The 17,228-nt window shown below is 40.4% G+C and carries 12 protein-coding genes; 4 read left to right on the top strand and 8 right to left on the bottom strand.

All coding sequences use genetic code 11. From position 1 onward, the window contains the following. Positions 1 to 103: 103 nt before the first annotated feature. From B4Z90_RS01230 to B4Z90_RS01220, 3 genes are read right to left on the bottom strand one after another with little or no spacing between them, the layout of a single operon-like run. A complete protein-coding gene (locus B4Z90_RS01230; RefSeq protein ID WP_236560225.1) occupies positions 104 to 1,195 on the bottom strand; it encodes a glycosyltransferase family 4 protein in 1,092 nt (363 codons plus the stop codon). A gap of 49 nt (positions 1,196 to 1,244) precedes the next feature. Beyond that, a complete protein-coding gene (locus B4Z90_RS01225; RefSeq protein WP_115045731.1) occupies positions 1,245 to 2,246 on the bottom strand; it encodes a lysylphosphatidylglycerol synthase transmembrane domain-containing protein in 1,002 nt (333 codons plus the stop codon). Beyond that, entirely contained in the window at positions 2,234 to 3,409 is a 1,176-nt protein-coding gene (locus B4Z90_RS01220; protein ID WP_115045733.1) for a glycosyltransferase family 4 protein, read from the bottom strand. The genes B4Z90_RS01225 and B4Z90_RS01220 overlap by 13 nt, the downstream gene beginning before the upstream one ends. A gap of 146 nt (positions 3,410 to 3,555) precedes the next feature. Between B4Z90_RS01220 and B4Z90_RS01215 the strand changes: the two genes are divergently transcribed. Continuing rightward, positions 3,556 to 4,599 carry an endonuclease/exonuclease/phosphatase family protein gene (locus B4Z90_RS01215; RefSeq protein ID WP_115045734.1) on the top strand — a complete coding sequence of 348 codons (1,044 nt, stop codon included), beginning with the start codon at positions 3,556 to 3,558 and terminating at the stop codon, positions 4,597 to 4,599. Between the two features lie 134 nt (positions 4,600 to 4,733). On the opposite strand, the gene B4Z90_RS01210 is transcribed toward B4Z90_RS01215, so the two are convergent. Continuing rightward, entirely contained in the window at positions 4,734 to 6,359 is a 1,626-nt protein-coding gene (locus tag B4Z90_RS01210; RefSeq protein WP_115045736.1) for an ABC-F family ATP-binding cassette domain-containing protein, read from the bottom strand. A 271-nt stretch (positions 6,360 to 6,630) separates the two neighbouring features. Here B4Z90_RS01210 and B4Z90_RS01205 point away from each other — a divergent pair, with 271 nt between their 5' ends. The 3 genes from B4Z90_RS01205 (at position 6,631) to B4Z90_RS01195 (ending at position 10,685) form a co-directional block, all read left to right on the top strand. Continuing rightward, positions 6,631 to 7,611: a hypothetical protein gene (locus tag B4Z90_RS01205; RefSeq protein WP_115045738.1), complete on the top strand. Its 981-nt coding sequence runs from the start codon at positions 6,631 to 6,633 to the stop codon at positions 7,609 to 7,611. Positions 7,612 to 8,127: 516 nt separating this feature from the next. Then, positions 8,128 to 9,315: a Na+/H+ antiporter NhaA gene (gene nhaA, locus B4Z90_RS01200; protein ID WP_286801217.1), complete on the top strand. Its 1,188-nt coding sequence runs from the start codon at positions 8,128 to 8,130 to the stop codon at positions 9,313 to 9,315. A 143-nt stretch (positions 9,316 to 9,458) separates the two neighbouring features. Beyond that, on the top strand, positions 9,459 to 10,685 hold the full coding sequence (locus B4Z90_RS01195) for a DEAD/DEAH box helicase (protein ID WP_286801216.1): 1,227 nt from the start codon (positions 9,459 to 9,461) through the stop codon (positions 10,683 to 10,685). Positions 10,686 to 10,757: 72 nt separating this feature from the next. Here B4Z90_RS01195 and B4Z90_RS01190 read toward each other — a convergent pair whose 3' ends face one another. From B4Z90_RS01190 to B4Z90_RS01175, 4 genes are all read right to left on the bottom strand, one after another. Beyond that, positions 10,758 to 11,123, bottom strand: a complete 366-nt coding sequence (locus B4Z90_RS01190; protein ID WP_286801215.1) for a VOC family protein — start codon at positions 11,121 to 11,123, stop codon at positions 10,758 to 10,760. A gap of 232 nt (positions 11,124 to 11,355) precedes the next feature. After that, complete coding sequence (locus B4Z90_RS01185) at positions 11,356 to 12,225, bottom strand: DMT family transporter (protein WP_115045744.1); 870 nt, start codon at positions 12,223 to 12,225, stop codon at positions 11,356 to 11,358. Positions 12,226 to 12,530: 305 nt separating this feature from the next. Beyond that, positions 12,531 to 13,967, bottom strand: coding sequence for an efflux transporter outer membrane subunit (locus tag B4Z90_RS01180; RefSeq protein ID WP_286801213.1), 1,437 nt, complete (start codon positions 13,965 to 13,967; stop codon positions 12,531 to 12,533). A gap of 1 nt (position 13,968) precedes the next feature. Then, the gene (locus B4Z90_RS01175; RefSeq protein ID WP_286801212.1) at positions 13,969 to 17,130 is read right to left on the bottom strand and encodes an efflux RND transporter permease subunit; all 3,162 of its coding nucleotides are present in this window, start codon (positions 17,128 to 17,130) and stop codon (positions 13,969 to 13,971) included. Positions 17,131 to 17,228 lie beyond the last annotated feature (98 nt).

The raw sequence follows: 17,228 nt of genomic DNA, 5'->3' as shown, positions 1-17,228 counted from the left end.
AGCAAGCAAGCAAGCAAGCAAGTAAGTTCTATAAACAATGCCTTTTGAAGAGCTTTCCGCGTGGATGACAGAAGCAGTCAACTTGATGCGGTATTAAATTCAATTATTTATCTGCTGCTGTAATTAAGTCTGCAAATGATTGGCAATAGGATCTGGCCATAATATCCCAGCTATATTGTTTTAGGGTATTCTGTTTAAATTGTAGGCTTAGCTTTTTATAGTGGACTGGATCTTCTAAAATGGCTTGAAGTTGTTCGATCCATGCGTTTTGGTTTTCGCTTGGCAGGAGAAGCCCATTGTAATTGTGTGTAACGGCGCTTGTAATTCCTTCTAATTCGGCGGCAACAACAATTGTGCCTGCTGTGGAAGCTTCTAGGCAGACGAGCCCAAAGCCTTCCATATCACCGGCCATTTCAATATTGGGCATCAAAAAGGCCTGTGCGTTGGTCAGGAGGCTTTGCAGTTGTTCGAATGGAACTTTTCCAAGATGTTCAATTTTTTCGGGGTATGCTTTCAGTAATTTTCGGATGGCCCCTTGATCGGTGGGAAATCCGAGGAATAGGGTGATTAAATGATTTATCTTTTTTGGTGTAAGCTGCAATAGGCGTTCTTTCCATTGCGGTTTTTGATCGAATGGCCCCACCATTAGTAATTTGAAATCGCCCTGAATCGCGGGGATGACATGTTTCATCAACCACGAGAAGCCCTTCCGCTTAACAGGGCGTCCCAAAGTGATAAAATAGGGCCTGCTTTCGCAGGTTGGTTCATTGTTTTGAGTGGAGCAGTGTATCGGATCTACACCGTTGGGTATAACAATGATTTTGGATGGATCGATACCGCGTAACTGTGCGGCGTCGGCGGTGGCTTGGCTAACGGCAATAAGCTGATCAAAAGTGTTAAACCGCGGTATAATCTTACGTTGAAAATAACGAAGTGGAAAAACGATATCCAGACCGTGAAGCGTGACAGCACGTTTTAAATGGGTATATCCTTTGTGAAAAGAGGCGAAGGATGCAATTAATCCATCATTAAAGTGGATAAGCTTGATGCCGGGGTTATCGTTAATTTTGGCTAGAATGCGGCGATTCAGTAGGAAGAAGAAGGCTAAAAGAGGTTCCCTATTGTCATAGACTAAGGTGTGTACCTTCAAGTAAAGAGCCGCAGTATTGATCAGTTCAAAGCTTTGTTTTTCCATACCGCCAACACTTGGGGGATATTTGTGGCTGACAAAAAGTATTTCTATTTCAGAGGGGTACATGTACTGGTTTCTTTTTGATGCATAGATAAAATATAAAACCCAGTGCTACCCAGGTGAGCTGTCGGCCGCGACGTAATAATGAAGCACTGAGCCAAATACTACCTCCTGTAATACCGATCATATGGAGTAGGAGCTTATTGGCGATTTCTTCAATACCCAGTTGTCCTGGAATAAAAGCACCGATGCTTTTTAGCACAATGACGCTCATATCTACTATTAAACCATGTATTGGTTGTACTGAAACACCCAAAAATTTTAGAATATAATAGAATTCAAGGCTGCCAATAATCCAATGTAGTGCAAAAAGTAAGTAAGAATACCAAAAAACCTTATTTTGATGTTTATAAAAGTCTTTTACACTCCAAAGTAGTGACTGAACATGCGCTTGTGTTTTTCCAAAAGGTGTTGCTGTTGAAGCCTTGGTTTGTGAGGGACTTTTTGCAGCTATTAACCAGTAAAGTATCAAGATCATCAAAAGAAATAAGAACATACAGATCATATAAATTACTGGGCCTGCGTAGCGTATAATTTCATTTTTTAAAGGAGAAAATATCAACCAAATCATAGCAATCAAAAAGAGTGTCAATTGAGACAGTACGGCAGTAATACGGGATATTGCAACCGAATTCAATCCTTCTTTTAAAGGAATGTCATAACGGGTTATCAATTGTGCCTTTAATAAATCGCCACCGATAATGCTGGTGGGATTGAATAGTCCAACGGTTTCCCCGATTTGACGGACGGCAAAGAGTTCGAGCAGATTGACCTTCTTTTTTGCAGGGCCTAAACATATCCACCAAGCTAATGTACCTAAAAAATAGGCCGCGCAAGTTGTAAACAAAATAACGATGAAGCGATAACCAACAGAGGAGAGCTCTTTTTTCAACGCATTTAAATCGCTTTTCGCTAAAAAGATCGTGATGGACGCCAGAATCAAAAGTAAAAAAACACCTTTGATGAGTTGGCTTGGGTTTGTTAATTTGCCCATGCCAAATCGACTTCCTGTGTTTTGTCTATCAATAGTTCAATGTCATTAAAATAGCGTCCAGCTAGTCTATTCCAATCCAGTTGCCCAACATAGGATAGACCTTCAATGACGAGATTCTTTTTTAAGCTTGCGTCGGAGAGAATTTTTTTGAGGTAGTAAACATATCCAGCCGCATTTTCAGGTTGACACTTAAATCCATTTTTTCCGTGCTGAATCAAGGAGGCCGAGCCTCCGCCGTTGGCGATAACACAAGGAAGTCCGGATGCTAATGCTTCGACGACGACGTTTCCATACGTTTCTGAGACCGACGGAAAAACAAAGGCATCGGCCGAAGCATATAAAATTGCGAGCTCATCATGGCTTTTCTTTCCTAAGAAAATAGCTTTAGGCATCTCTTGCATCGCAATTATTTTGGCTGTTCCTTCACCGACAACAATGAAATTATAGTCGAGGTTTTGAGCCTGTATCTGTTGATAGATTTCAATAAGCGTTTTAATATTTTTTTCCCAGACGATACGACTGACAAAAAGGATTGTTGGTTTGTCATTCTTTGTGATGGTCTGCAGTTGAGATAGATTCTTTTTTTGGGGGTTAAACAGAGCTGTGTCTATTCCTCTTTGCCACAGTTTTAATCCTTCTTGTTGTAAGCCGATCTGCTGTAATTCATTTAGAATGGATTTGGTCGGTACATAGACAATATCACATTTGTTGTAAAAGTTATTCATTGCTTTTTTCATCCATTGTTCAGTCGGTTTGACTAAGGGTAATATGTTTTTGAAATAATAGGCAATGTATGAAATGAAGTGTGTATGATAGATTGTAAGGACAGGAATACCTTTCCGTTTGGCATAATTCAATGCAAAAAAACCTAAAAGGGAAGGAGTCGCAATATGGATCATGTCGGGAGCAAATTTATCTAAAGCGAGCTCAAGTTTCTTTTTAATAAGCTGTGGAATAGCGAGACAATAATCGTCATTGACCGGTATTTTGAATGTGGGAACCTTGTAAGAATGGAAAGTTCGAAATTGCGTAGGGCCGCCGCCATAAATAAAGAAATAGTTGAATTTCTGCTGGTCTATACGGTTTATCAGCTGAAACATTGTCCGTGATGCACCGTCAAAATCCTCGACGAGTATCTCTGTAAAGAAGGCTACCTTTCTCATGTTATTCTTATTAGGGGTTGTATAAAAATAGTTGAAAGCTGTAACCCCTATGCTATGCAGGTATTAACCTTTTGTCATTATAGTGTTTATAAATTATTAGTTTTTAATGATTTGTGCATGATTATTAAAAGTAGAATTAATTGAATATGATAATAGAGCTAATGTTGGTGGAGTACCTTTGGAGTGAACAAAATATTCAGTCCATGCTATTAGATCTATTGTTCGAAAAAAAAATTAGACCCAAGGGTTTTCGAAAGATTGTCATCTTATTTATTTGTGCGTCTGCCGGTGTTATGTTGGGTTTTAAGTTGAAGCCAAAACAACAGCCGAAGTTTAGTAATTCGGTGTATGCAGCTATGCCGGAGGCGACATACGGAAAGCTAAATTTGTTAACATACAATATAGCTGGCCTTCCTGAATTGATTTCCAGTGCTGTAACCGAGCGGTCTTCCAGTATTACGTCGATCGGCAATCGGATCAATGCGTTTGATATTGTCAATGTACAGGAGGACTTTAACTACAACAAGTTTCTTTACAGCGAAAATAAGCATAGCTACCGAACGGCAAATATGGGTGGAGTACCTTTTGGGGACGGGCTGAGTACACTTTCAAAATATCCGATCGTAGAGTTTGAGCGAATAAGCTGGACCGATTGCAATGGTGCAGATTGTCTGACGCCTAAAGGCTTTTCTTATGCTCGAATTCAATTGGCCAAGGCAGTATTTATTGATGTTTATAATGTACATGCTACAGCGCAGGATGATCAGAATGCAACGATTGCCCGGCAGAAGAATATAAATCAGCTAAAAGCCTATATCAAAAAGTATTCGGCTGGCAGACCACTTTTGATTATGGGTGACTTTAATGCACATTATGCTTACGAGCTGGATAACATCGGTTCTTTTCAGAAGGACTTAGGTTTGGTAGATGCATGGGTAAGTTTACGCAACAAAGGTGATATTCCTGCGCATCAAGCGAACTTTGAAGCGAAAACGGCGTTGGAGTTAACAGAGGATTGTGAAGGTATTGATAAAATCTACTATCGCAACGATCATCATTTGCTATTTGAGGCAAAGAATTATCAGGTTCAAAAAAAGCTTTTTCAAAACGAAAAGGGCCAAGATTTATCCGATCATTGTGCAGTGTCCTTACAATTAGGCTGGCGTATTGTCAAACCGTCGGTTCAGTAAAATAAAAACTTTCTCAATTCTTTCATATCAATCGCGATTAGCACTGAACCCCTCAGTGCTTTTTTAATGGACATCAAAAAAGCCCCATAAAATGAATTATGGAGCCTTTATTAAATTGGGATAAATTATCTTATTTATTTATACATTTCTTCACGTTGTGCTTTCACTACATCGCTATTAATGTATTCATCGTAAGTCATCAATTTGTCGATGATACCTTTCGGCGTCAATTCGATGATTCTATTGGCAACAGTTTCAGTCAATTCGTGGTCACGGGATGTGAACAACATGGATCCTTTAAAATCAGACATTCCATTGTTCAATGCAGTGATAGATTCCAAGTCCAAGTGATTGGTTGGTTCATCGAAGATCAGGAAGTTGGCACCTTGAAGCATCATACGGGAGAACATACAGCGCATTTTTTCTCCTCCCGAAAGCACAGATACTTTCTTCATAACCTCTTCACCGGAAAATAACATTTTCCCCAAAAATCCCCGTATAAACTGTTCATCTGCTTCTGGGTTAGTTGTATATTCTCTCAACCACTCAACCAAATTATCACTTTTTCCTTCAAAGAACGCGGCATTTTCAATCGGCATATCGGCAGGAGTGATGGTAACGCCCCATTTGAATTCGCCGCCGAAATCGGTGTCTCTACCAGTGATAATATCGTAAAATGCTGTGGTAACCAATGAATTTGGACCTAGAACAGCGATTTTATCGCCTTTATTAATCATAAACGTGATATCCTTAAAGAATACCTCGCCATTGACCGTTTTGCTTAATCCTTCAACTTGTAGCGTTTGATCTCCTGGTTCACGATTCATGGTATTGAACATGATGGCAGGATATTTTCGGTTGGATGGTTTAATCTCGTCAATATTGATCTTATCCAAGGCTTTTTTACGAGACGTAGCCTGTTTGGATTTGGAAGCATTGGCAGAGAACCGACGGATAAATTCCTGGAGTTCTTTTACTTTATCTTCCATCTTCTTGTTTTGATCAGAACGTTGCTTTAACGCTAATTGAGAAGATTCGTACCAGAATGAGTAGTTACCCGTATAGATTGTCATCTTACCAAAATCAATATCCACTGTATGCGTACATACAGCATCCAAGAAGTGACGGTCGTGGGATACAACGAGGACGATTGCTTCGTAACTCGCTAAAAAATCCTCTAACCATGCAATGGTATTAATATCCAAATCATTGGTAGGCTCATCGAGAATCAGAATATCGGGTTTACCGAATAATGCTTGCGCTAAAAGTACGCGCACTTTTTGGTTACCGTCGATTTCAGAAACCAACTTATAATGTAGTTCTTCTTTAATACCCAAACTGCTCAATAAAGTTGCGGCATTTGATTCGGCATTCCATCCATCCATTTCAGCAAAAAGACTTTCCAATTCGCCGGCACGTTCGCCGTCGGCATCAGAGAAATCCTCTTTCATGTAAATGGCATCTTTCTCTTTCATGATTTTGTAAAGCTCTTGGTTACCCATCATGACAGTTTCAAGAACAGTAAACTCGTCGAAAGCATAGTGATCCTGACTTAAAACAGACATGCGTTCGCCTGGCGTGAATGCCACTGAACCTGTCGAAGGATCAACTTCCCCTGAGATAATTTTTAAGAAAGTAGATTTACCTGCTCCATTAGCGCCAATAATACCGTAACAGTTTCCAGGTGTGAATTTTAGATTGACATCTTCGAATAGTACACGTTTACCAAAACGAAGGGAGAGATTTGACACATTAATCATGCAGCAAAGATACGTTTTAATATTGTATTTTTAACTATTTACGGTGATCAGTTTCAGGAGAAATTGCGGAGAGTAATGTTGGGGAAATCAACTGTTTTTAGCTTCTTTTGAAAACCTGTATGGTCTGAAATTTCAAAGGATGAAGAGGATCTTGAAATGACGTGTGAAATCCGGCAATGTGTGCAAACAAGGAATTAATAAATTATAAATATTGTGTTGGTGATTTAAATTGGCTTCTTTTTTGTGGACAAGAGCTGAAATGAAATCAATTATGAAAAGAAATAGAATAACCGGTGTCGTTATACTTACAGTTGCTTTTTTATTTAATATCCAAGGAGCCTCGGCTCAATTTGGAGGGCTATTGGATAAGGCAAGCAAAGCCGTTGCTTCCAAGGGAAGCAAAATGTTGGGTTTGGATAAACTGCTAAAGGAACCAGAAGCGATTAGTACAAGTTTTGAAGATGTAAATAGGAAGGGGGAGCAAATGCCCGATTTTCAAAATACGGCTGTTTATAAACCTTTAGAAAATTTGCAAAAGAATGGCAATGATGGTTACTTATTGGAGGCTGGACATTTTGAAATGACCAATAAGAGCTATTGCTTGAAAGCAGGTACTTATGCGCCTTCAAAAGGTGATGGATATATGTATGCACCTACATTGGGCAAGAAGAGAGAAGTGGTCATTGCAATTTTGAAAAGTGCTGAAAAGCACCCGGAAGTTGCACAATCTGACATACAGATGCTATTGTGGACGATCATAGCGAAGACAAAATTTATTGATTATTCGGGTCCGGTGAAAGAGACAGCCTTAAAATTGCTTACAGCTGAACAAATTTTGCATTTGGAAGGTGGTGCGCTCGGCGTTTTGCCATTCGATGTTGTCCAAAAGGCAAAAGACCAAATGCCTCCTGCAGTACAGACAATCTTTGAAGCGGAAAATAATATTCGGCAGCTCGTTTCCTCAGGAAACTATTCGTACGCTGATTTTGAACAATATGCAATCTTAGCTGGTATGGCTGAACCTCGTACGGACGTGCCAAGTGGTATTTGGACGCTTCACCCCGATGGTTATTATGTTCGCTATTTTCCAAGTGGTTATGCGATTACCAAAGTTCAGGTGTATGTCCCTCAAGAGTTGATTACAAAATTGAATGGCAAGAAGCTTGTATACGATGCAACAGACGATATTGCATGTCCGGCAAATACGGGATCGCAACGATTAGCACAAACGAATGAACCGATTCGTGATTAAGATGTGAGGCATTGAAAGGTCGATAGGAAAGAGAAGGGTATAAAGAGGAAATTTAATGAATAAGGGAGATCTACTGATCTCCCTTATTCATTAAATTTCCTCTTTTGCCTCCTGTATAATATATAAACAATGACAATAATAGCGATGATTGCTAAAATAATGTAATGGGAACCTGAATGTTGGGTTTTATCCTCTGTCGTCTGCGCATATGTAAAATTTGCCACGAAAAGAAGTACCATGAAAATCCACTTCTTGCACATAATAAACGGTTTATTAACTATAGTAGCAAGCTAAGTATTTTTTGCAACAAAGCCAAATTATTTCATTAAAAAATGACAAAGCTTTTTATAAAAATTTAATGTATAATGTCTGTTTCTCCCATTTGATTTGTTAGGTTCGAAAAATAAAAGGGTAGCTACATTGGATATAGCCCGGGATATCGTCGCTCGAATTCGGTAAATGGTCCTAAAAATCGTATCTTGTGAACCTTTGTAAGCGTTTTTAGATATTCAAATCATGTCAAAACTTATCAATTTAACTGTCTTTAGAGAATTCTTAAAATCCAGCTTTGCAGGTGGAATTATACTTTTTTCCTGTGTTATTCTAGCATTGATCGTTGCAAATACACCTTTGTATGCCAGTGTAATGGAATTCCTGAACAAGGAAGTAGGCTTTGAGAGCGATTATGTTCATTTAAAATATTCGTGGTTATTGTGGCTCAACGATGGTTTGATGGCTATTTTCTTTTTACTGGTGGGGCTCGAGATAAAACGTGAAATTGTAGAGGGTGAACTCTCATCGCCAAGTAAAGCAATCCTGCCCATTTTGGCTGCGGTTGGTGGGGCACTTTTGCCAGCCATCATTTATTTTGTATTAAATCAGGGAACCAATACGGCAAACGGCTGGGGTATCCCTATGGCGACGGATATTGCATTTGCTTTAGCTGTTATCACGCTTCTGGGAAATAAGGTTCCTGCCAGTCTTAAAATCTTTTTGGCTGCTCTGGCCATTGTTGATGACTTACTTGCCATTTTGGTCATTGCGATCTTTTATAGCAATGGTATTCATGCGACCTATTTATTTATTGCTTTAGGCATCTTTCTGTTTTTGATCGTGTTGAATAAACTGGGCGTTAAAGCGATATGGGCTTACCTTGTTCCGGGTCTATTTATTTGGTACTTTGTTCACCACTCGGGAATTCATGCAACAATAGCTGGCGTGTTGGTGGCTATGACGTTACCAACAACACCGGATGCGGAAGAATCTCCCCTGGAAAAATTGGAGCATCTATTGACCAAACCCGTCAATTTTATTATCATTCCGCTGTTTGCATTTGCGAATACGCTTATTCCAATCCATGGGGAAATGATTGGTGGTTTGACTTCAAAATTGGGGATTGGTATTATCCTTGGTCTTATCGCTGGTAAATCAATTGGTATATTTTTGATCTGTTATATTGCGAAGAAGTTGAAGATTGCGCAATTACCGGAAGGGGCTGGCTGGAAACAGATTTTTGGAGTAGGCTTATTGGGGGGAATCGGTTTCACGATGTCGATCTTCATCTCGATACTGTCTTTTGATGATAGCATGCTGATTGAAGAGGCCAAGTTCGCGGTTCTGATCGCTTCTTTATGCGCCGGCCTGCTAGGCTACGTCGTTTTGAGCGCTGTGTCAGCTACAAAGAAAACAGGGGTTATTGATTAGATTTTGAATAGATAGCAGTCGAAGGTTAAAGATTAATCCTATTTGGGCATCTATTTGAAAGCGGATAACGAGCTATAGGTATTAATTTTAGACTTTTATGAATTAGATTTAGTAATTTAGGGCACAACAATAAAAACAATACGTTGAGATTTGATGAATTTGGCTTTGTTCCGGCTTTGGAAGAAGGTTTAGAAAGTATGATGTTTGAGGAGGCTACGCCGATCCAAGAACAGACCATCCCGATTATTAAAGAGGGAAAAGATATGATTGCCTGTGCACAGACAGGTACAGGTAAAACAGCAGCTTATATGTTGCCGATCCTCGATGCAATAGCACGGAATTCAAGGGAATCTATCCTCGCTATTATCCTTGTTCCGACCCGGGAACTTGCTATGCAAATTGACCAGCAGATTATGGGCATGTCTTATTATACGGGTGCAACATCCATAGCCATTTATGGTGGTGGTGATGGTATGGGGTATGAACAGCAAAAACGGGCCATACGAGAGGGGGTAAATATTATTGTTGCTACGCCGGGAAGGTTGATAAGCCATCTTACCTCCATGAAGATTGATCTCTCTCATTTAAAGCACTTTGTTTTGGATGAAGCCGATAGTATGCTGGATATGGGATTTCAAGACGATATTTTACGTATTGTAAGTTATCTACCGAAGAAAAAGCAGATGCTTTTGTTTTCGGCGACGATGCCGATGAAGATCAGATCTTTTGCCCGAAAAATTCTGCAAGAGCCTGTGGAAGTTAATATTGCCATTTCTAAACCTTCGGAAGGGATAGATCAAAGTGTATATCTTGCGTATGATCAACAGAAAATGGAGCTTCTGAAGAATATACTGAAGGATCCGAACTATGTATCTGTTATTATTTTTGCGTCCCAAAAAACTACGGTCAAACTTCTCGCTCAGGAATTACAGAAGCAGGGGATTGATGCGGAGGGTTTCCATTCGGATCTCGAGCAGTCGAAACGGGAAGATATCATGGCTAGATTCCGGTCTCGTCAGGTACGGGTACTGGTAGGGACAGATGTGATATCTCGCGGTATCGATGTGGTGGGGATCAGTTTGGTCGTTAATTACGATGTTCCACCAGATCCGGAAGACTACGTACACCGTATTGGACGTACTGCACGGGCAGCAACTACAGGAACAGCCATTACCTTTGTCAATGAGAAAGACCAAAACCGTTTCGCTCAGATCGAGAATTTAATAGGTTATCCGATTGAACAACTTCCATTGCCAGAGGGGTTTGAAGCGGGACCTACTTACAATCCTGCCAAAAAGAATCCACAGCATAAGAAGAAGCGTTTCAATAGGAATAAAAATAAAAACTATCAGAAAGCTAAAAGAGCCTGATTTTAAAATACAAAGCCCCCAGATGAGAAAAATATGGGGGCTTTGTATTTGAGTATATATTGTATTTAACTTTTATTCAACAGTCCATACGGCTAATTCATATCCATCAGGATCCTGGAACTGAAATCTTTTTCCTCCGGGAAAGCTAAAAATATCTTTTAATATGGTCCCGCCAGCACGGATAACCTGATCACGCGTAGCCTGTAGATCGTCGGCATAGATAACGACGAGAATACTGCCATTTCTGGGGGCACCAAGTGTAAAACCACCATCAACATATTTTCCGCCAAAAGCCGTATATGCTGGTCCGTAATCCGTAAACTCCCAACCGAAACTCGTTGAGTAGAATGCTTTGGCACGTTCAAGGTCGCTTGATACAAACTCAAGGTATTGGATCTGCTGGTTGACAAATTTGTTTTCTGTACTGCTATTGCTCATAACGGAACTATCTATTTAATGTATATATAATAAATTGCTTGACCGGTTGTGCCGGTTTTGGAATTAACCCGAATCGTTTCATAAATATAAGGCTTTGTTGAAAATGACACACATTTTTCTTTTCAACATGTTTTTTCGGGGCTACCTGTTTATCGGGGCTACCTGCTTGGCACAAGGAGGAAACAATATTCATTTCCCAATCTTCGTTGGACTGGGAAATGAATGGAGGTTCTTAAGCGCTCTTTTTACTGCTGATCCAATACTGCAATAACACAGATGAAACTACCAAAAACAGTCCAACATAGAAGGATAGGTTTAATTCTCTTGCTTCATTAAGAAGTAAAAATGCAATCAAAATAGCATATACTGGCTCAAGATTTAAGCTTAAGTTCAATGTAAATGCTGATATCTTCTTTAAGATTTCTGTAAATGCGAGATAGACTCCCACAGTGCAACATAAAGATAGGATGATCAGATAGAAAATATCCAGGGCATTGGGAATGAAAGTGCTGATTGGATAGTGCTGAATGTAAAAAGGAAGTAGACATGCCAGCCCTATTGTTCCACCGATCATTTGATAATAATTAATGCATATTGCATTGTACTTTTTGGTCAATTTTTCATTGTGAACCGCATAGAGTGAGGCAAAAGCCGGAGAAATTATCCCTAAGACTATGCCAAGCTGGTGCGAGGTATCGAAGTGAAATATCAGTGCTATCCCACACAACGTAAGTCCACTCAACAGAAGTTCAGACAATCTAAATTTGGTTTTATTGATCATCGGTGCAAAAATAGCGGTAAAAAAACTTGCCATACAGTAGCAGATCACGCCGATGGAAATGTTTGAATATTTGATGCTAGCATAGAATAATAGCCAGGATGCTGTCAATAGTAGCCCATTTTTTGCAATATGCAGTTTCTCTTTGAAAGTAAAATCTGTAGGTATTTTATACCATTTTAGAATAAAAAATAGGATAACGGCAGCTAAAAATACACGGTACCATGTGAGTATCCCCTCGTTGAGTGAAATCACTTTTCCAAATACGCCAGATAGTCCCAGGCACAGCACAGCAAGGTGCAGCATGAAATATGAATGTTTCATAAGAAATTGTCTTCCAGTTCCGCCCAATAAGGACGAAAGATGTTAAATAATAAAATTGATAGAAAATAAGAAGCACAGCAAATCGGTCCATTTCTGGTATTGGGCTTCAGTAATATCGGGAAAAAATATTACGCTACTGGAGGAGGAAGACAACTCGTTCTATTCATCATATTTGTATTTACCCGAAGATAGGGAATTTTGGGCGCAGCTGCAAAAAAGTAATGAAAAAGCCCCTAGGAAGTTTTTGCTTCTAGGGGCGTATATTTATTCAGTTGCCTTTATTTTGTGCTTTTTATTTTCTGCTTTTATGGCGTATTTGGCGGTAAAGTATCCGTTCCGCCCCCCAGTGCACGGTAAAGATCTATGGCCGCATTGAGCTTTTCCCGTTTTACTGTAATACGTTCCAAATCATTTTGAAGTGCATTGTTTTGGGCAGTTATCACTTCCAAATAGTTTGCCATCCCACTTTTGTAAAGTAAGGCCGCATCAGCGGTGGCTTTGGCGAGGGCATTTGATTTGGCGTGGATAAGTCGCAGGCGCTGTTCTGTATGTTTGATTTTTGCCAAGGCATCAGAAACTTCCGAAACTGCGACCATAACCGACTGTTTAAACTGCAAAGCTATCTTTTCGCGTTCGATGACCGATATCTCATAGTTTGTTTTCAAGGCCCCTTTCTGAAAAATCGGTTGAGCAATATTCCCTGCTATTGTTTTCACAATAGAACCCGGTAGATCAAACCATTTGCTAAATTGAATGGAGTTTGTACCAATGGATGGAGTCAAGCTTATGGAGGGGTACATTGCTGCTTTAGCGAGTCCCATTCTGCTTGTCGCAGCCACAACAGCGTATTCAGCTGCTCTGACATCTGGTCTGCGGCTCAAGAGTTCTGCCGGCACCCCTGTAGCAAGTCCGTCTCCAACAATCGTATCATCTAAACTTGCTGTACGTTGAATGCCCTGGGGGAAACCTCCGCAAAGAATGCTCAGTGCATTTTCTTCTACAGCCATGTTTTGATGGGCTAGGGGAATCAACAATTCAGCAGTTTTCTTCTGAGCTTCGGCTTGCTCCACGGCAAGCGAACTGACCAGTGATGAGTTGTATTGCAAACGTATCATATTCAGTGTGCTGTCGCTCAATTGAACATTTCTTTGTGCAATCTTAAGCTGCTCATCCAAAGCAATCAGATTATAATAGGACTGGATGACCTGTACAATCACCCGGGTTTTCAGAGCCGATAAATTTTCCTTTTGGCCAAAAAAATTGGCCATAGATTCCTCTTTTTGCATTTTTACCTTTCCCCAGATATCGGCTTCCCAAGACAATCTGAGCGTGGCACTATAATCGTCCATATAAGGTGTCCCGATAAATTGGTCACTCAGCGAGCCATTCAATGAGTTGCTCGATAACCAGGTTCTATTCGCTCCAACGCTTAAATCAGCTGTTGGCAGTAACCCTTTCTTAGACTGCTTGTACGCGAGTTCCAATTGTTGCATGTTGAGGAGTGCAACATTGACGTCTGTATTGTTGGATAATGCCTTCTCAATGAGTGAGGTCAACAAGGGATCCTGTACAAAGTTACGCCAGGATAGTTGTAGCGTATCAGATGTTACGACAACCTCGCTGTTTTTGAAATTTTCGGGCATTGCTATCTCCTGACGTGTGTATTTTTTCCCCACGCTGCATGCGGACAACAACAGGGTAGTGCTTGCAAAAATTGTTATATAGTGATGAAATCTTTTCATTTTAATCGTTTGTATTGTGTACTGTATTGTCCGTAAGCTTTTTACCCGAAACTTTTTCTTGCAAATATTGGAACACCAGGTACAGTAATGGTATAATAATTACCCCAAGGATAACACCGCTTAACATACCCATTGCTGCTCCGGTACTGATGGAATGGTTACCTGTAGCCGTTCCGCCGGTCGCAAACATCAAGGGGACCATACCCGCAATGAAAGCCAATGAAGTCATCAAGATTGGGCGTAGACGAGCTCTTGCGCCTTCTAAAGCCGAATCAATGAGTGAGGAGCCTGCTCTTCTCCGCTGTAAAGCAAATTCAACAATCAAAATGGCATTTTTTGCCAAAAGACCGATGAGCATGATCAAGCCGACCTGGACGTAGATATTGTTGTCCAATCCAATGGCACGTGTTCCTAGGAAAGAACCGATCATACCTGTTGGGATTGATAACAGGACGGCAAGGGGCAATAAATAACTTTCATACTGTGCTGATAGTAAGAAATATACAAATAGTAAGCTTAATGCTAGGATAAGCACAGTCTGATTGCCCGAAGACTTCTCTTCCAAGCTAAGTCCCGTCCATTCGTAGCTATAGTCTCCCGGTAATTTGGTCAATACATTTTTCTCCAATGTTTCCATGATCGCACCATTACTGATACCAGGTGTACTAACCACGTTTATCGTGAGTGAATTGTATAAATTATAACGGGTTACCGACTCAGGACCATAAACTTTACGAAGTGTAACCAAAGTGTTCACCGGAACCATTTGGCCAAGATTATTCTTGACAAATATTTCGTTGAAGGCTTCTTTATCGGTTCTATAGATGCCATCCGCTTTAACTGCTATCCGATAGAATTTACCGAAACGATTGAAATTCAATGATTGGTCACCCGCAAAGTAAGTTTGAACGGACGAAAGCATTTCACTGACATCTACGCCAAGTTGGGCAGCTTTGTCTTCATCTACTTCTAACTCCATCTGTGGATAATCTGCTCTGAACATGGTATAAGCAAACTGCACCCCGGGTTGTTTCATAATCTGCGCAATAACGGAGTCGGACATTGCTTTGAGCTCTACCGGCGATTTACCAGCTCTGTCCTGCAAAACGAGTTCCGCACCATTCATCATACCATAACCATCAACAGGAGGGGAGCGGAAGGCCATAGCGTTACCTTCTTTGACACTGGATAATTTTTGCGAGATCACTTGGTGAATTTGATCGATATCGTTCATCTCACCACGTTTCTTTTTATCTTTCAGGCGTATAAATCCTGTTGCATAGGCTGCGCTGGAGTTGTTACCGATCATATTGAATCCAGTAATACTTGTATGGCTTTCAATAGAAGGGATATCGGCAAGTAGTTTTTCGATTTTTTCTACTGCTTTTGTGGTTCGATCAAGTCCCGTTCCCGGGGGCATTTCCAAACTGTATACAACAAAGTTATCATCCTCCATTGGTACAAAACTTTTGGAAGTGCTTGTCATGAGGTATCCAGCAACGCCAATTGTAGCCAGGATCAAAAGTGCCGAAATCCATTTTTTCTTTGCCAGGAATTTTAATGAACCAATGTATCGGTTGGTTATGTTTTCGAAGCCAGCATTAAACGCTTTGAAAAAACGTTGAGAAAATCCTGTTTTTGGGGTCTGCCCATCGTGATTTTCGGCGTGCGTATTTTTAAGCAATAATGCGCAGAGTGCTGGTGTTAAAGTCAAGGCATTGATCGCGGAGATCACAATGGCGATAACAAGGGTATAGGCAAACTGTTTATAAAACATGCCCGATGAACCTGTCATAAATCCAATGGGAATAAAAACTGCACACATAACCAAGGTAATGGAGATTACAGCCCCTGTGATTTCACTCATGGCACTATGGGTAGCCTGCTTGCCGGTTAAGTTGGAAGTCTCCATCTTTCCATGTACTGCTTCGACAACGACAATTGCATCATCGACAACGATACCAATGGCGAGTACTAAGGCAAATAACGTCAATATATTGATGGTAAAGCCAAACACCAGCAGGAAGAAAAAAGTACCTACGATGGCTACTGGAACTGCAATTGCTGGAATAATAGTTGACCGTATATCCTGCAGGAACAAAAATACAACGAGGAAAACCAAAATGAAGGCTTCAATCAATGTCGAACGTACTTGTGCCGTACTTTCATCCAAGCGTTCTTTAGTACTGATCAATTTAAAAATCTTGATCCCAGGAGGGAAAGAGCGTTGCGCTATTTCAATCTGTTTATCGATTCCGATTTCAATTTCATTGGCGTTGGAGCCTGATGTCTGGAATATACCAATGGTAACGGTATTGAGGCCGTTATTTTGCGAATTACCACTATAACTAATTGAGCCAAATTCGATACGTGCCACATCCTTTAAGCGTACGATCTGAACGTTATTGTTTTTGACGATAATGTTTTCATACTGTTCAGGAAGGTTCTTTTTCCCTTTATAGCGTATGACATATTCCAGTGGTGCTTTTGATTCTTCCCCTAATTTTCCAGGTGCAGATTCCAAACTTTGTTTGGAAATTGCAGCAATGACTTCTTGTGGCACAAGTCCATAACTCGCCATTTTTTGCGGATTCAACCATACACGCATCGAATAGTCTTTGGAACCGAATACCATGGCCTGACCAACGCCAGGTACACGCTTGATCTGTGGGATCAAGTTGATGTTCACATAATTCTGTAAAAATAGTTCATCATATTTTTTATTATCTTCTGTATAGATATTAAATATCATGATCATACTATTTTGTTGCTTGGAGGTCGTTAATCCCATTCGGACAACTTCCTGTGGCAGGATAGGAGTAGCCTGTTGTACTCTGTTTTGCACATTAACGGCTGCCTGATCTGGATTTACACCTGCTTTAAAGACAATTCGTACAGAGAATGTACCGTCATTACTTGCAGTAGATGTAATGTATTCCATGTCCTCCACACCATTGATTTGCTCTTCAAGGGGTGTAACAACTGATCTCAATACTGTTTCGCTATTTCCTCCGGGATAGCTTCCGGTAACTTGAACCGTGGGCGGGGCGATATCCGGGAATCGCGTTTGAGGCAGCCTAAAAAGACCGATGACCCCCAGTATGACAAATATGATCGATATAACAGTTGCCAAAACTGGCCTGTCAATAAATTTCTTTAACATTTTAGTTTAAATTTTATAAAGCTTTTAGTACCGTTTTTTTCCAAAAGTGAATACTGAATGTATAGGCTTGTTGCCTTGCCTTTCTTTGAGCAGTTCAG

Source organism: Sphingobacterium sp. UBA5639, from assembly GCF_002421245.1.
GTDB classification, from domain to species: domain Bacteria; phylum Bacteroidota; class Bacteroidia; order Sphingobacteriales; family Sphingobacteriaceae; genus Sphingobacterium; species Sphingobacterium multivorum.
Note: the sequence above shows the minus strand (reverse complement) of the source record. Positions and strands in the feature narration are given on the sequence as shown.

Coding starts and splice junctions, on each gene's coding strand:
- B4Z90_RS01230 (WP_236560225.1), bottom strand. CDS start 1,195: ATGGAAAAACAAAGCTTTGAACTGATCAATACTGCGGCTCTTTACTTG.
- B4Z90_RS01225 (WP_115045731.1), bottom strand. CDS start 2,246: ATGGGCAAATTAACAAACCCAAGCCAACTCATCAAAGGTGTTTTTTTA.
- B4Z90_RS01220 (WP_115045733.1), bottom strand. CDS start 3,409: ATGAGAAAGGTAGCCTTCTTTACAGAGATACTCGTCGAGGATTTTGAC.
- B4Z90_RS01215 (WP_115045734.1), top strand. CDS start 3,556: ATGATAATAGAGCTAATGTTGGTGGAGTACCTTTGGAGTGAACAAAAT.
- B4Z90_RS01210 (WP_115045736.1), bottom strand. CDS start 6,359: ATGATTAATGTGTCAAATCTCTCCCTTCGTTTTGGTAAACGTGTACTA.
- B4Z90_RS01205 (WP_115045738.1), top strand. CDS start 6,631: ATGAAAAGAAATAGAATAACCGGTGTCGTTATACTTACAGTTGCTTTT.
- nhaA (WP_286801217.1), top strand. CDS start 8,128: ATGTCAAAACTTATCAATTTAACTGTCTTTAGAGAATTCTTAAAATCC.
- B4Z90_RS01190 (WP_286801215.1), bottom strand. CDS start 11,123: ATGAGCAATAGCAGTACAGAAAACAAATTTGTCAACCAGCAGATCCAA.
- B4Z90_RS01185 (WP_115045744.1), bottom strand. CDS start 12,225: ATGAAACATTCATATTTCATGCTGCACCTTGCTGTGCTGTGCCTGGGA.
- B4Z90_RS01180 (WP_286801213.1), bottom strand. CDS start 13,967: ATGAAAAGATTTCATCACTATATAACAATTTTTGCAAGCACTACCCTG.
- B4Z90_RS01175 (WP_286801212.1), bottom strand. CDS start 17,130: ATGTTAAAGAAATTTATTGACAGGCCAGTTTTGGCAACTGTTATATCG.